This is a genomic window from Mucilaginibacter sp. GW821-FHT07H05 (genome assembly GCF_059418485.1).
The window spans coordinates 48194-62419 of the sequence record NZ_JBWKPY010000008.1; the positions used below are offsets into that span (position 1 = coordinate 48194).

Here is a 14226-nt window from a genome sequence, read left to right on the forward strand (position 1 = left end):
TTTATTGTGATAAAGCTATAACTTGATCTACTGTACTACCTGGCGATACGGAGCCAGCCGGAACGACAGCACCTTTTAATTCGCTGATCCTGTTTTCAAGATAAATGCACATAGCGGCGGTAAAACCAAGGTCGTTAAGCGTTGTTGTTCCCTGAATGTTTGCGGGGTCGCCATGCAAGCCCGAAATTTCTTTAATAAGGGTTTTGATTTGTAATGGTGTAGGCATAAAATGATAAGTTGTTAAGTGTTGAGTAAATTTAATTTGTTTTTACTTCGCTATATACCGTGTTTTCACGGTATTTTAATAGAGCTTTTTACCCTGGGTTGCTGTTAGAGTGTGCATAGTGTTTGAATTAAGTTTGCTATTTGGAAGGTTTGGCGGGGGGGGCAATAAGAAAGCCTGGCTTACAGCAATTATGCTGTAAGCCAGGCTTGTTAGTGTTGGATGTGGAGAATATCGGAGTCGAACCGATGACCTCTTGCATGCCATGCAAGCGCTCTAGCCAGCTGAGCTAATCCCCCCGTTGGGATGGCAAAAGTAAAAAAAAGTTAATCAAACACAAATTTTACTTTAAATAGAATTTTACAGAATGTGTGACATGTACTTTTGCGGACTGAAAAAATCTTTTAAAAAAGTAAAGCCCCTGATGGGCAGGGGCCTTTACTAACCAATTATAAACCTAAATTATGAGAAGACTTTTTAATATGTATTTTTTAATACGGTGTAAAAGTAACACTTAGTTTTGATATTCGTTACATTTTTTTCATTTTTTTTCAAAAAAGATTGTCATAATTATATCAAAAAACTTTTCGAACTCAAAAAAAGCTATTTTTAATGCTTCGTTATCGAATTACATGTCAAAAATACTATCTTTTTATAAACAAAACGTAATTATTTTCGATATATTTTAAATTATATCAAAAAATAACGTAAAAAACTTAGATACCAAGCTTAATTAGTGTAAAAAATGATTATTTATTATCAAAAATTAAAACAAACAAATTTTTTATTGGCAAAAACTATATAAAATTTAAATAAAATATTAAATGACTACTAAAAATATTGATAAACCGCACCTAACTTCTCTCATTTTATGGATAATGACCATTACTACTGGTTTTGTGGTGGCCAATATTTATTACAACCAGCCTTTATTAAGTGATATTGCACACACATATCACATAAATAGTGCAAAAGCAGGTCAGGTTGCCGTTTTTACGCAAATAGGATACGCTATTGGCCTTCTGTTTATTGTTCCGCTGGGCGATATGTTTGAGCGCAAACGCTTAATGCTGATTGATTTTATATTTATGGTCAGCTCCCTGCTGGTTGCGGCCTGGGCGCCTGGCATTACCGTGTTATTGGTTGCCAGTTTATTTATAGGTATTACTTCGGTTATCCCGCAATTGCTCATCCCTATGGCCGCGCACCTGGCGCAACCGCACGAGCGCGGTAAAAAAATAGGTTTTATCATGAGCGGCCTGCTGATAGGCATCCTGGCATCGCGCACGCTGAGTGGTTTTATCGGTCAGCATTTTGGCTGGCGGGCCATGTTCTTTATTGCCGCCGGCATGATGCTGATCATCTGGTTAGTGGTTTATCTGCAAATCCCCAGGGTAGCGGCCGATTATAACGGAAAGTATAAAAACCTGATGGCATCGCTGATTAAAATATTTATGGACGAACCTGCTCTGCGACTGGCTTCCTTCCGCGGTGCGCTTTGCTTTGCCTGTTTCAGCGCTTTTTGGACAACCCTTGTATTTTTATTAAAGCAGCAGTTTAACATGGGCAGCGATGTGGCCGGCGCCTTTGGCTTGCTGGGCGTACTGGGCGCCGTAGCGGCCGGCTTTATGGGCCGCCTCACCGATAAAATGGACTCCTATAAATTATCCGCTTTTACTATTATGCTTATTACCGTTTCTTTTGTGCTTTTCCTGTTATCGGGCAACAGCCTGATCGGTTTAGGTATCGGCGTAATATTAATGGATGTTGGCGTGCAGGCTACGCATATCTCTAACCAGGCTATCATTTTTGCCTTAAACCCCGCCGCGCGCAACCGCATCAACACCGTTTATATGGTATCGTATTTTATTGGCGGCTCTACTGGTACCTTCCTGGCCACCCTGGCCTGGGATAAGTATCAATGGAACGGCGTATGCGTTATCGGCATCACGCTATCGGGCATTGTACTGGTAGTGCATCTGCTAAGCCGGCAAAAAATGAAAGCACACCGCATGGCCACCCGCTCCTGACTACTCTACAAAACAGAGTGTATCTTTTAATATAGTTTTTTTATCCTCTGTATCCTGCAAAAAGCGGCCAGCCGGCTGCTTTTTTGATTTCAAAGACATATTTATGACAAATTTTTAGACCGAAATGCTTTTTTGGCACTGATTTGGAATACCGTTTATCAAATCAATTTAATAATTGAAAAATGACAGTCATAAATAAAGAACCAGCTCCCGAGGAGGAAAAAGAATGGGAAGACCCATTACATCCGAACGAGCCTTCGGATGAACGTGACAAAGAACAGATTGTAAGACAGTACAAGGAGGCTAAGCGCCGCAAGGAGAACCTTACTGAAACCGATCATATTGATAAAGAAAAAAAGAAGTAGTTAAACCACATTCAACAAAACATTACCACTATGAAAGCGCAAAGAAAATCATCTGTAAGCAAACTGTTAACCAGTTTTGACAACCAATTGAAAAATATTATCATGAGCGACCTGTCGGCCGTAAGGAACAGGGCACATTCTGTAAACAACATCCAAAACAGCTTAAACAGCCGTTTAAACGCAGCTTAATTGTTTAACTTATATACCATCTACCTATGAAAAACTATTCAAGAAAACCGGCCTCAAGCAAATTAGTTGCGAAATTTGACAAGCAATTGATGAACCTGTTAATGGAAGACCTGAAAGCTTTCAGAGCAAAAAATATGGATATCCGTAAGGTTGGCCAGCAGCAACAGCTGATAGCCGCTTGATCTACCATACATCTACCTGTCAAATTATTTTACACTACCTATGAAAAAACAAGGCCCTTTGCTAAAGAGGGCCTTGTTTTTTTGTGATGATTTTTTCAATGTTTATCCCCGCGGGGCCTCTCGGAGTTTAAGTTAACCCATAAAACCAAAACCTTTTATTTAGGCTAAAGGGGCATCGCCCCGGTTCATATTTTAGCAACGGATTTCAATCCGTTGATTAATGGAATAGTTTATGGGAGAGCCGTAGGTTCGGGCCATATCATTATCGTTACTATATTCGACAGGATATTTGTCGTTCCCATGGAACTCCTGTTGGTTTTATACATTAATCAACGGGTTAAAACCCGTTGCTACAAGATATTTCGTCCGCTATGCGGACTTGGCTGAAGCCAACGGCAATGAATTAAGAACATGCAAACAATTTTTGTTCCCCAGGGTCTCCCGGAGCGGGCATGAAAATCTCTTTGAAAATGAAAGTCAGTATTCCATAGCTTCTGTAGCCCCGCTTTACGTTCCAAAGCCTCGCTCCCACCACACAAATCAGTACACGCTGCGGGTTTTCCACTTCAATCGGGTTTATGTTGAACAGGCAGTTCAGAACCGCTAAACAGCCGGTTGCATATACCCTACAATCAACCCCGCCGTTTTGGCCGATGCACCCGGTTCTCCCATCCGCAGATCCAACTCATCATAATTAGCCAGCATTTGGTTACGATAGGTGGCATCGTTCAGCAACAAGTCCAACTCAGCGGTAATTTGCAAGGGGTTGCAATCCTCCTGTATCAATTCTTTCACCACCGGCTGCTCCATGATCAGGTTCACCAGTGAGATATATTTGATAGACACCACCATGCGGGCAATAGCAATGCTAATGGCGCCGCCTTTATAAACCACCACCTGCGGCACATTAAATAAAGCCGTCTCTAAAGTTGCTGTGCCCGATGCCACAATAGCAGCATCGGCATGTGTAAGCAGATTGTAAGTGGCATTAAATACAATCGGGATATTTTGCCCGCTCAAATACTGATCATAATACCCGGCATTAAACGATGGCGCGCCGGCTATTACAAACTGGTATTCCGGAAATTTGGCGGCTACCTGCACCATATCCGGCAACAGCCGGCTAATTTCTTGTTTACGGCTGCCCGGCAGCAGGGCAATGATCTTTTTATCGGTCAGCTGATTAGCTTCCAAGAATTTATCATCGGGACTAAAAGCCGAAACCGCATCCAGCAAAGGGTTGCCCACGTAATCCACGTCCATGCCCCAGGTTCTGTAAAAATCCACCTCGAAGGGTAAAATGCAAAACAGGTGATCAACCACGCGCTTAATTTTTAGTACGCGCTTTTGGTTCCAGGCCCATACCTTGGGCGAAATATAGTAGCAAACCTTAAAGCCCTGCGCTTTGGCGTATTCCGCAATCTTCAGGTTAAAGCCGGGGAAGTCAATCAATATCAGCACATCTGGCTGCCAGGCGGAGATGTCGGCCTTACAAGTCTTCATATTTTTTAGGATAGTGCGCAGGTTAATTGCTACTTCTAAAAAACCCATAAAGGCCATGTCGGCATAGTGTTTTACCAGCGTACCTCCCTGGGCCTGCATCAGGTCGCCGCCAAAGTACCTGAAATCGGCAGATGGGTCGCGTTCCTTCAGCGCCTTCATCAGGTTGGCGCCATGCAAATCGCCGGATGCCTCGCCCGCTACCAGGTAATACTTCATTATCTAAACCTGAAAAAATAAACCAATGCCATAAACACAAAGGTAACTATCATCATACCCTGCGCGGTGCGTTCTTGCTTTTTGCCGGCCAATATCCGCAGGATCACCAGGTTAACCGCCACTACCACAAAATATGGAATGCCACGCTTGCTGTAAACCCATTCCTTAAAGCCCAATTCTAAAATTAAAACCGATAGTATAGGCAGTATCAGCCCGATGAGTATACCGGTTTGGATGTTGTTTTTGTTAAACATGTCGTTTATCTCAATTTGTCAAAAGTTCCCTCCCTGGGGAGGGGTGCGCTGGTTTGTGTTGTGGCAGGGAGGGGTTTAGTCATCATACATTCGGAATAAACCCCTCCCTACACCCTCCCTATGGGAGGGAATCGCTCAATCCCTCGCTTTTCCCTAATCTCTAATTAACTAATCACTAATCTCCGCCGAAGGCGCTAATAATCCGCCAGCACTAATATCTTATCGCTTATTGGCGCAATACGCTCACGGCCACCTAAAAAGCCTAACCCTACAACAAAACTAAAACCGGCTACTATACCGCCCATTTCCTCAATTAGCTCGCTGGCGGCGGTAACGGTACCACCGGTAGCCAGCAGATCGTCGTGGATCAGTACACGCTGACCAGGTTCAAAGGCATCGGTATGCAATTCAATGGTAGCGGTACCATATTCCAGTTCGTATACTTTTTGCTTAATGGTAAAGGGCAGCTTGCCTGCTTTGCGCACCGGGATAAAGGGCACACCCAACCGACAGGCCAACGACAGGCCAAACAAAAACCCGCGACTTTCTACCCCGGCCACTACATCAATCGGGGTATCCTTTAGCTGGTCTACAAAGGCATCCAATATATTTTCGCAAAGCGCCGGATCTTTTAATATAGGGGTAATATCCTTAAAAACAATGCCCGGTTTAGGGAAATCGGGGATATCCCGTATGGCTTCTTTTATTTGCTGTTCTATCATTTGAAACTGATGTATGGTTCAATTTTACGCAAAATTCCGTCATCTATAATAGGAATGTTCTTTAAATCGGTCAGCGTAGTATAATCGCCGTGCTGGGTGTGGTATTCTACTATAGCGTTTTTTTGCTTGTAAGTGAGGTATGGGAAAACGTTCAGGCTATTCATGGTGGCCTTGTTCAGGTTCAACTTCACTATCTTTTTAGCATCTACCTTAATAAACGGCGCTATATCCAGGTACATCAGCGAATCTACCCCAAAAACTTCCTTCAACTGTTCTTTTTTATAAAAGCCGCCCAGCCTGTCGCGATAGCGGATAATGCGTACGGCAAAACCGCCGCCAATGCCACGGATCTGCGTAAGTCTGGCCGAATCGGCGCCGTTAATCTCCACCACCTCGTCTGATTTTTCGGTAGAATTTGATTTTTCCGGCAGGTTAATGTAAGGCGTTAAGCGCTGATAATCTTCGGGCGTAATGGCATAGATCTTTTGCAGATCGGCCTTACTGTAAAAGCGCCCGCCCTTAGCTTCGTAGTTTTTAATGGTTTGGATCTGGTGTTCATCCAGCCCCAGTTTTTGCCATTCCGCGGCAGGTAAATGATTAGGGTTGAATGCGAATAACGCGACCCTGCTTGCGCTGCTATCGGCTAAACCTGTGCTTTTTAGCCTGGCTGCCGCTGCGTTAAAATCTTTTAGATTGATGGTTTTATTTTTGTGATACAAGCCATAAACATAAGGAGCGGCCAAAACCATGGCAATTAGCAATAATAATACAACCAGCCCGTTCCACTCTTTTTTAGTAACGGATAAGTAGTTTTTAACAGGTGATGGCATTACAATAAATCAATAAACCGTTAAATTAAATAAATTTTGAGGATATTTAACTGATTATTTCAATACATCACCGCACCACTAAATGAAGATCATCACTACCGAAGAGTTTGCCAAAGCCACAAAACTGGACAAGTTAAAAATGCCCGGTCTGGCAGCCCTGCTGATGGAGATCATGAAAATTAACCAGGTGAACGACCTGTTTGCCCAGGCCCAGCCCAAGCAGGGGCCCGAGTTTGTGGATGCTATTTTAGCAGGCGTAGGCGTTACCGTTGATTTTGACGCGAGCGAACTGAAAAACATACCGGCCGATGGAGCTTTTATTGCTATTGCCAATCATCCTTATGGCGGTATCGAGGGCATGGTGCTGTTAAAAATATTATGCATGATGCGCCCCGACGCCAAACTGATGGCCAACTTCCTGCTGAAAAAGATCCCTAACCTGAGCGATTACTTTATAGCCGTAAACCCGTTCGAAAACATCGATCATTCATCCAGCATCAGCGGCTTAAAAAACACGCTCGAGCTGTTAAAGGATGGTACCCCCATCGGCATTTTCCCTGCCGGTGAGGTATCTACCTATAAAATAGAAACTCAGCAGGTAACCGACCGTAAATGGCACCCGGTGGTGGGCAAGATCATCGCGAAAGCTAAGGTGCCGGTAGTACCCATCTATTTCCATGGTAATAACGGTTTGCTGTTTAACCTGCTCAGCCTGATACATCCGGCATTACGCACCGCCAAACTACCATCCGAATTATTTAATAAGCAAGGGCATACTATTAAGCTGCGTATTGGCAAACCCATACATATTAAGGATATACCCGATAATAATAACCCTACCAAACTGCTTAACTATTTAAGGGCCAAAACATACGCCCTGGGTACCGGGCTGGAAGAGGAAAAAAAGCTGTTTAACCCCCGCAACCTGTTCAAAATAAAAAAGGAACCCGAAGAGGTGGCTTTTGAAGCCGACCGCAACACCCTTGAAAAAGAGATAGAACCGCTGCGCGAGAACTACCTGGTGTGGACCGAAAAAAACTATGAGGTGTTTGTTACCCCTACATCGGTTATCCCAAACATCATCCGCGAGATAGGGCGCTTGCGCGAGGTTACCTTCCGCGAGGTGGGCGAGGGCACCAATAAAAGTATTGATTTGGATGAGTATGATATTTACTATCACCACCTGTTTATCTGGGATACTGAAGCTAAACTGATCGTCGGCGCTTACCGCATAGGCCTGGGTGACGAGATATTTTACAGCCGCGGCAAAAAAGGCTTTTACACCGCCGAAGTTTTTAAGATAAAAGGACAGTTTACGCCGGTACTGAAAAGCAGTATGGAATTAGGCCGCTCGTTTATCCGGTCCGAATACCAGGGCAAGGCCTTGCCCCTCTTCCTGCTGTGGAAAGGCATCCTGAAATACCTGATAGATAACCCGCGTTACCGTTACCTCATTGGCCCGGTAAGTATCAGCAATACATTCAGCAAATTTTCTAAATCGCTGATCGTTGATTATATCACCAAGCACCACTTTGACCACGAGATGGCACAATACGTGCGCCCGCGGAAGAAATTTAAGGTGGATTTTTCTAAGATAGATACCGAGCTGCTGATGTCGGGCACGGACGATTCCCTGAAGGGGCTGGATAGCATTATCTCTGATGTAGAAACCCGTAACATGAAGATCCCGGTGCTGCTGCGCCAGTACATCGCGCTTAACGCCAAGATCATCTGCTTCAATATCGACCCTAAATTTGCCGATTGCCTGGATGGTTTCCTGGTGTTGGACCTGCATAATGTGCCCGGCGAAATGCTGGAGAAGCTGGGGAAGAATTTGTAAGCAGTCCGAAAGTCAGGAAGACCGAAAGTCCGTAAGTAGAACTATTGGTATCTTCACGACTTTGGGTTTCCTATTTTGTAAAACCATCTTTCGGACTTCCCGACTTTCGGTCTTTCCGACTTCTCACTCTTAAAACTTAAACACCAGCCCCACGCCTGCCATAACCGACGAAAAACGGGTAGGCGCAACCCCGGTTTTATCTACATAGATATTATTGGTCACGTTACCGCTCTGCATAAACAGGTTATAGGCCGCACGAACATTAATTTCGGCATAACTACTGATGGCAAGGCTTAAACCAATTTTAGGCGCCACATATATCTGCTTGCACCCGCCACCCAGGTACAAATCGTTCTCATCATCCTGGTAATGGATAGATGATGTATTATACCCTATGCCCGCGTTCAATCCACCATAAAAATTCAGGCGTTCGGTCAGCGGCTTATTGTATACTGCATCCAGGTAAAACAAAAAAGTACTGGAATTTGAATACGTACTGGTAGATTGATGGGCATCATCTATCTGCTCAACCACAACCTGCATTTTAGGCGTAAACTCGCGGTACGACAGGTTTGCCCCTACGGTTATCTGATCAAAAAAACGCATAAAGCCGGCATTGTAAGATAAAGCCGGTTGATAACCCTCCAGGTTTTTGCCGGGTATTTCAACATCGGCCCCTACCCTTACGCCGTAATCACGTTGCTGGGGGAAAAAATCCTGCGCCTGCAGTTTAAATGCGGGTAATATGATGATCAGTATGATTAAAAGCAGGCGGTAATTATTAAGCAATAATTCAACTATTGAAGGTAATTTCCGGGTGGTGAAACCGCCGGTAATATATTGGTACATAATGCGATAGGCTTAATCAATTATAAATGTATAACTTTAGGAATAGTTAAATATAATTTAACCGTGGACAAAACAAGGACATTTTCTCACTTTGCAGATCAGATAATAGCTGAACGATAATCCTTTTCGTGTGTATCAATTTTTTGTCATGTAGGATAACCGGGATGTAGTAGCGGTAGATTGTTCCTTTGAAAAATAAACACATCATTAATAATCCCATAGAAAAGGAAGTGTGCTTTATGATTGCCAGTCTGCTATAGCCGCAGGGGCCTACTACTTTTTCTTGAAAAAAAGTAGCAAAATTCAAGACAGCAAAAATGCTTCCTTTGCCGCACATGGCTTTTGCGCTGCAAACCGGGCAGAACCACGGCTACGCTTATTTGCCCCGCTTCGCCCGCACCTATCCCTCCTTCTGCAAAACGCTGATGCCCTCCTACCGCACAGGCCACCATTGTTCTGCCCGCTTTCACCCGGAAGCTCCTTTGCTGTCGGAAAACTAAAAAATGCGCCAGGGGTAGCTTGTCGAACCATGGCGGGCAAACCCGCGCACGCAATCAGCATAACAAGCTATTAAAGCAATTTGATTTTACATAAAAGCCCCGCAGCAAATAGCTGCGGGGCTTTTTATTATCGGGTTACAGTGTATTAGAAGCTGTAGCGTACACCAAACTGCATTTGGTAACGCGATGCAAACTGATCTACCGCGTAAGGTACACCCGGGTTAACAAATTTATAAGTTGGATACGTTGTTGCCGCGTTAGCAAACGATGGCGTTACGTTTTTGGTTAAACCGATGCTTGATGTTGAGTTGAAGGTGTTTGGCGAATAGTAATAATGTCCCCAGGCCCTGTTCAATAAGTTAGTCAGGTTAATAATATCAAACGTAAAGGTTAGCATTTGCTTGTGCTTATCGGTACCCACGTTAATATCCTGCGTAAAGCGGAAATCGGCGTTGGTATTCCATGGGGTACGGGCACCGTTACGCTCGGTAAATTTACCGCGACGGGTGCTCAGGTACTGATCGGCATTGATGTACTGGTCGAAAGCGTTTGCCTGCGCCTGTTCGGCCGCTGTTGGGGTGCTTGGCGTTGTGCTAAAGAACTTAATGGTTTCACCAACAGCCGGTATATAGGCCAAACTAACCTGTTGCCCGGTTCCGTCGATTGAGCTTGGCAGGAAGCCGAAGCTGTAAGGCGTACCCGAAGTAGCGCTAAAGAAGATAGCGAAGTTAGATGAATACTTTTTACCCGGCCCGTAAGACAGTTTATAGTTCAGGTTGGTGATAATACGGTGGCGCACATCAAAGTTTGAATACGCTACCGTTGGCGTGTTAGGGTTTAAAGCCTGGTTTAACTGCCAGTTTGATTCCATCGAGTTGCGGATACCGTTGGTTACGTCTTTAGATTCGCCATAGGTATAAGCAGCATCAACATTTAAACCAAATGGCAGGGTTTTACCAATCTGGCCGGTAATGCTGTAACGATGACCGCCGCTGGTGTTTGATAGCAGGTAAGCATTAGTGAAATTGGCCGATGGCTTGGTGTTCACAAATATGGGCTGCTGGCGCTGGGTATCGTACGGATAATAGGTAACGTTATCGGTAGTGTTGGTTTGCTGGAATTTTAAATCGTGGATAACCTTGGTGTAAATCCCTTCTAAAGTAAACCTCCATTGGTTTTGGGTTTTCCAGTCTATCGCTAAACTGCTGCGCCATACCTGCGGCATTTTAAAGTTGTTATCAATCATATCAACCTGTGTAGGGCCGCTTGCGCTGGTATTTGGCACTGGGTTATTTTGCTGATTAACAAAACCTAAACCACCGTTAACAGGGGCTTGTGTTGGGTTGGTACCAGGGGTAATAGCGTTTGTAGTAGTGTTAATGTTGTTTTTATCGTAAGCGCCATAAGTATCGCCATTATTATAAAACGCGTAACCAAACCACGCAAATGGAACGCGGCCGGTAAAGGTACCGCTACCACCGCGTAATACCACGCTTTGGTCGCCGTTAAAATCGTAGTTAAAAGATACCCTTGGGTTAATCTCGATATTATTTAAATAATGGTTTTGGATATCCTTTGGCTGGGTATAAGTAAAGGTTGAACCGTAGTACGGATCGACAACTGCTCCGCTTGTTTTAGTGCTTAATGGCTGTTTGTTAGGTACACCGGCATAATCTAAACGCACACCGTAGGTTAGTTTAAAATTATCGGCCGCCTGCAATTCGTCCTGTGCATAAGCGCTTAGCAAATTAACTTTAAACTTTGCCGATGGGTTAGCCAAAATATAATCGCGGGTGTTATTGGTATAGTTAAAGTTGGCCCTTACACGCGATGGTGTAAACGTTACCGGGGTTGAAGTGGTGTTATAAGTACCGGTAAAAGCATCGATACTGCTGTATGCATCGCGGCCGTTCCATGCGTTCACAAAATTATAAGTGATATTATAAAGCTCGTTATGGGTACCAAAAGTAAACGTGTGCTTACCTGTATTTAAGGTAAAGTTATCGGTTATCTCGGTAGTTTTTTGGTGCATATCAAATATAGCGGTCTCGCGGTCGGTACCTAAAAATATGGTGGTACCCGGGGTGCGGCCGGTTATTTCAATTTGCGGCAGGGCCGGGTTCGAGTTAGGATCGCGGTAATCGTGCACGTTAGAATAGCCTATTAAAAAGCTGTTACTGGCCGAATTACTGAACCTTGATTTTAACTCGGCAACGGTTGATGTTGAGTTATTATGCGATGTATAATCGATACCGCTGAAACGGAAGTTCTGCTGATCGCGCTCCAGGTTGGTAGCGGTAGAACTGATGGTATTATTACGCAAGGTCAGCTGGTTTTTTTCGTTGATGTTCCAGTCTAAACGGTTAAAGTATTTGTTTGAGTTAGAGAAGATAGTGGCATCGCCTGCTGTACCCGGACTTAAACCACCGGTATAAGCGGTAAATGCTTTGGTAATATCTGCAGCATCTTGTGCAGAAAGGATAGGGTTAGCGCCCGCGCTGCCTGCCGGGAAGATCACCGGATCTTTACGGCGGGCAATCTCTTCGTTAGTAAAGAAGAATAATTTATCCTTAATAATAGGCAAACCTAAACGGCCGCCAAATTGAAAATCGTGAAAAGCAGATGGTTCCTTAGCATTATCGCCACCCACGTTGGCCGGGATACGGTTGGGGCCGATCAGGAAAGCGCCGCGGCCAAACCCGTAAACCGAGCCTGATACCGTGTTGGTACCGCTGCGGGTAACCGCGTTGATACTACCGCCTAATACGTTACCGATTTTAATATCGTAAGGAGCTACATAAACTTGTATATCCTGTATAGCATCAAGCGATACGGGGCTGGTACGTGTGCTGGCGCCCACCTGGCCCGATACGTTGTTTTGCCCGCCTAATGATGGACTAAAGCCTATCGCGTCGTTATTAATAGCGCCATCCAGCGTTACGTTGTTGTAACGGTAGTTAGTCCCCTGGAACGAGTTATTGCTGCTTTGCGGGGTAAGCCTGGTCAGGTCCTGCAAACTACGGCTAAGCGTAGGCATGGTTTTGATCAGGTTTTGACCGATACGGGTACCGGCGCCTGTTTTTGTACCACCGGCGGTTGATTTAACCACTACTTCCTTTAAGTTAGTCGTTTCATCTTCCATCCTGAAGTTGTAGGTAACGTTACCCAGGTTTACGGTAACGCCAGTCAGTTCCTGTTTTTTATAACCAATAAAGCTGGCAGTAATAATATAAGGGCCGCCCGGGTTAACGTTGGCAATAGTAAAGCGGCCATCGTTATTGGTTTGGTTGCCGTAGCGGGTGCCGGTGCTGGTATTAACCACGCTGATGGTTACGCCCGGCAAAGTAATGCCTTTGGTGTCGGTCACTTTACCGCTGATAATGCCGGTAGTGATCTGCGCGCTGGCCACATTGGCCATGCCCGTAATGAGTACAGAAAGGATGATAAAGTATAGCTTCTTCATTTGTGTTTTTCTTTATTGCACAAAAGTTCAGCTATAATGTTAACCGAATGTTAACACTGGATTATCTTATTAAATGATTATTTAACAATAATTACACTTTAGTTTTCAAGTGCTTGCCATCGCTTATTTTTTATTTGTTTAGGATTTCGGAGAGTTTCGTTTTAAAATACGAGGGAAATTGCAATCCTAATTACTTATATAGTCAGAAGGGTAACCCCTGCCGGGGCATTTAGGAATGCTATAACTTTTTCTACAAACATGTAGTCCCCGCTGGGGACATAGAACTAAGTCAATACCTGCATTTTTAAATTATACTTATCATACTGGTATAGCTTTACACTAATACTTTATCTTAAACCGCAGCAATATAAAATGCAGCAGCCATATAGGGCCGATGAGCAGGAACTTGATATCATCCAGAAATGAAGGCTTTTTCCCTTCTATTTTATGGCCGATGAACTGGCCTACCCACGATAGCACAAATATCACCAGGCAGGATTGCCATAACATCGGTCCGCCGGCGGTATGCCACTGAGCCAGCAAAGTGATGAGGTAACAAAAGCCCATCACTATGATCAGCATAAAGTACGACAGGACAGGCGACAGCTTATAATAATAGTAAATAGAAAAAGCGATGAGGAACGACGCCCAGTTGAACATGCCATTATAGCTGCCCAAAAACTTGATATAGGGGAATGGAATAGCCCAAACCAACCCCACCAAACTAAACACAATCAGCGGCACGCAAATCCAGTGGATCAACTCATTGGTCGGGTTCTGATGGCTTTCGGCGTATTTGTCGAAAAGGATATCTACTTGTTTTTTATTGGGGGCGGTGGTGGATGTTTTCACGGTGCTATTCATTAGTTAGCAAATATAACAAACTTGTCATTGCGAGCGATAGCGTGGCAATCACATAGGACAAGCAACGAGGATTCGCCTATGAGATTGCCGCGTCGCCCCACCGGACATTGCCTGGCCGCTCCTCGCAATGACAAACTGCAATAAAAAACCCCGATGTTTTACAACATCGGGGTTCTAAAGCCTTCCCCTTCGGGGA

At 44.4% G+C, this 14226-nt stretch carries 14 protein-coding genes and 1 tRNA gene; 6 read left to right on the top strand and 9 right to left on the bottom strand.

Annotated elements, in window-relative coordinates; all coding sequences use genetic code 11:
• Window position 1: 1 nt before the first annotated feature.
• A complete protein-coding gene (locus tag AC07M6_RS20395; protein WP_494892653.1) occupies window positions 2–226 on the bottom strand; it encodes a hypothetical protein in 225 nt (74 codons plus the stop codon).
• Window positions 227–448: 222 nt separating this feature from the next.
• Window positions 449–522 (bottom strand) — tRNA-Ala (locus tag AC07M6_RS20400).
• A gap of 525 nt (window positions 523–1047) precedes the next feature.
• Here AC07M6_RS20400 and AC07M6_RS20405 point away from each other — a divergent pair.
• From AC07M6_RS20405 to AC07M6_RS20420, 4 genes are all read left to right on the top strand, one after another.
• Window positions 1048–2253, top strand: coding sequence for an MFS transporter (locus AC07M6_RS20405; RefSeq protein WP_494892655.1), 1206 nt, complete (start codon window positions 1048–1050; stop codon window positions 2251–2253).
• A 182-nt stretch (window positions 2254–2435) separates the two neighbouring features.
• Window positions 2436–2618 (top strand): hypothetical protein, encoded by a 183-nt coding sequence (locus tag AC07M6_RS20410; RefSeq protein WP_494892657.1) that lies wholly within the window; start codon window positions 2436–2438, stop codon window positions 2616–2618.
• A 30-nt stretch (window positions 2619–2648) separates the two neighbouring features.
• On the top strand, window positions 2649–2807 hold the full coding sequence (locus AC07M6_RS20415) for a hypothetical protein (protein WP_494892659.1): 159 nt from the start codon (window positions 2649–2651) through the stop codon (window positions 2805–2807).
• Between the two features lie 26 nt (window positions 2808–2833).
• Entirely contained in the window at window positions 2834–2989 is a 156-nt protein-coding gene (locus AC07M6_RS20420; protein WP_494892661.1) for a hypothetical protein, read from the top strand.
• A 603-nt stretch (window positions 2990–3592) separates the two neighbouring features.
• Here AC07M6_RS20420 and lpxB read toward each other — a convergent pair.
• The 4 genes from lpxB to AC07M6_RS20440 form a co-directional block, all read right to left on the bottom strand.
• Window positions 3593–4708: a lipid-A-disaccharide synthase gene (gene lpxB, locus AC07M6_RS20425; protein WP_494892663.1), complete on the bottom strand. Its 1116-nt coding sequence runs from the start codon at window positions 4706–4708 to the stop codon at window positions 3593–3595.
• Entirely contained in the window at window positions 4708–4962 is a 255-nt protein-coding gene (locus AC07M6_RS20430; protein ID WP_494892665.1) for a hypothetical protein, read from the bottom strand. The genes lpxB and AC07M6_RS20430 overlap by 1 nt, the downstream gene beginning before the upstream one ends.
• A 194-nt stretch (window positions 4963–5156) precedes the next feature.
• Window positions 5157–5684: an adenine phosphoribosyltransferase gene (locus AC07M6_RS20435; RefSeq protein ID WP_494892667.1), complete on the bottom strand. Its 528-nt coding sequence runs from the start codon at window positions 5682–5684 to the stop codon at window positions 5157–5159.
• Window positions 5681–6514 (bottom strand): ComEA family DNA-binding protein, encoded by an 834-nt coding sequence (locus tag AC07M6_RS20440; RefSeq protein WP_494892669.1) that lies wholly within the window; start codon window positions 6512–6514, stop codon window positions 5681–5683. Before AC07M6_RS20440 ends, AC07M6_RS20435 begins: the two co-directional genes overlap by 4 nt.
• Window positions 6515–6596: 82 nt before the next feature.
• Here AC07M6_RS20440 and AC07M6_RS20445 point away from each other — a divergent pair, with 82 nt between their 5' ends.
• Entirely contained in the window at window positions 6597–8354 is a 1758-nt protein-coding gene (locus tag AC07M6_RS20445) for a bifunctional lysophospholipid acyltransferase family protein/GNAT family N-acetyltransferase (protein WP_494892671.1), read from the top strand.
• Window positions 8355–8483: 129 nt separating this feature from the next.
• Here AC07M6_RS20445 and AC07M6_RS20450 read toward each other — a convergent pair whose 3' ends face one another.
• The gene (locus AC07M6_RS20450) at window positions 8484–9203 is read right to left on the bottom strand and encodes a hypothetical protein (RefSeq protein WP_494892673.1); all 720 of its coding nucleotides are present in this window, start codon (window positions 9201–9203) and stop codon (window positions 8484–8486) included.
• Between the two features lie 335 nt (window positions 9204–9538).
• On the opposite strand from AC07M6_RS20450, the gene AC07M6_RS20455 reads away from it, so the two are divergent.
• Window positions 9539–9703: a hypothetical protein gene (locus tag AC07M6_RS20455; RefSeq protein WP_494892675.1), complete on the top strand. Its 165-nt coding sequence runs from the start codon at window positions 9539–9541 to the stop codon at window positions 9701–9703.
• Between the two features lie 145 nt (window positions 9704–9848).
• Here the strand turns inward: AC07M6_RS20455 and AC07M6_RS20460 are convergent, their stop codons facing one another.
• Together AC07M6_RS20460 and AC07M6_RS20465 are read right to left on the bottom strand one after the other, a co-directional pair.
• Window positions 9849–13166, bottom strand: coding sequence for a TonB-dependent receptor (locus tag AC07M6_RS20460; RefSeq protein WP_494892677.1), 3318 nt, complete (start codon window positions 13164–13166; stop codon window positions 9849–9851).
• Window positions 13167–13505: 339 nt separating this feature from the next.
• Window positions 13506–14030, bottom strand: coding sequence for an Mpo1 family 2-hydroxy fatty acid dioxygenase (locus AC07M6_RS20465; RefSeq protein WP_494892679.1), 525 nt, complete (start codon window positions 14028–14030; stop codon window positions 13506–13508).
• Window positions 14031–14226 lie beyond the last annotated feature (196 nt).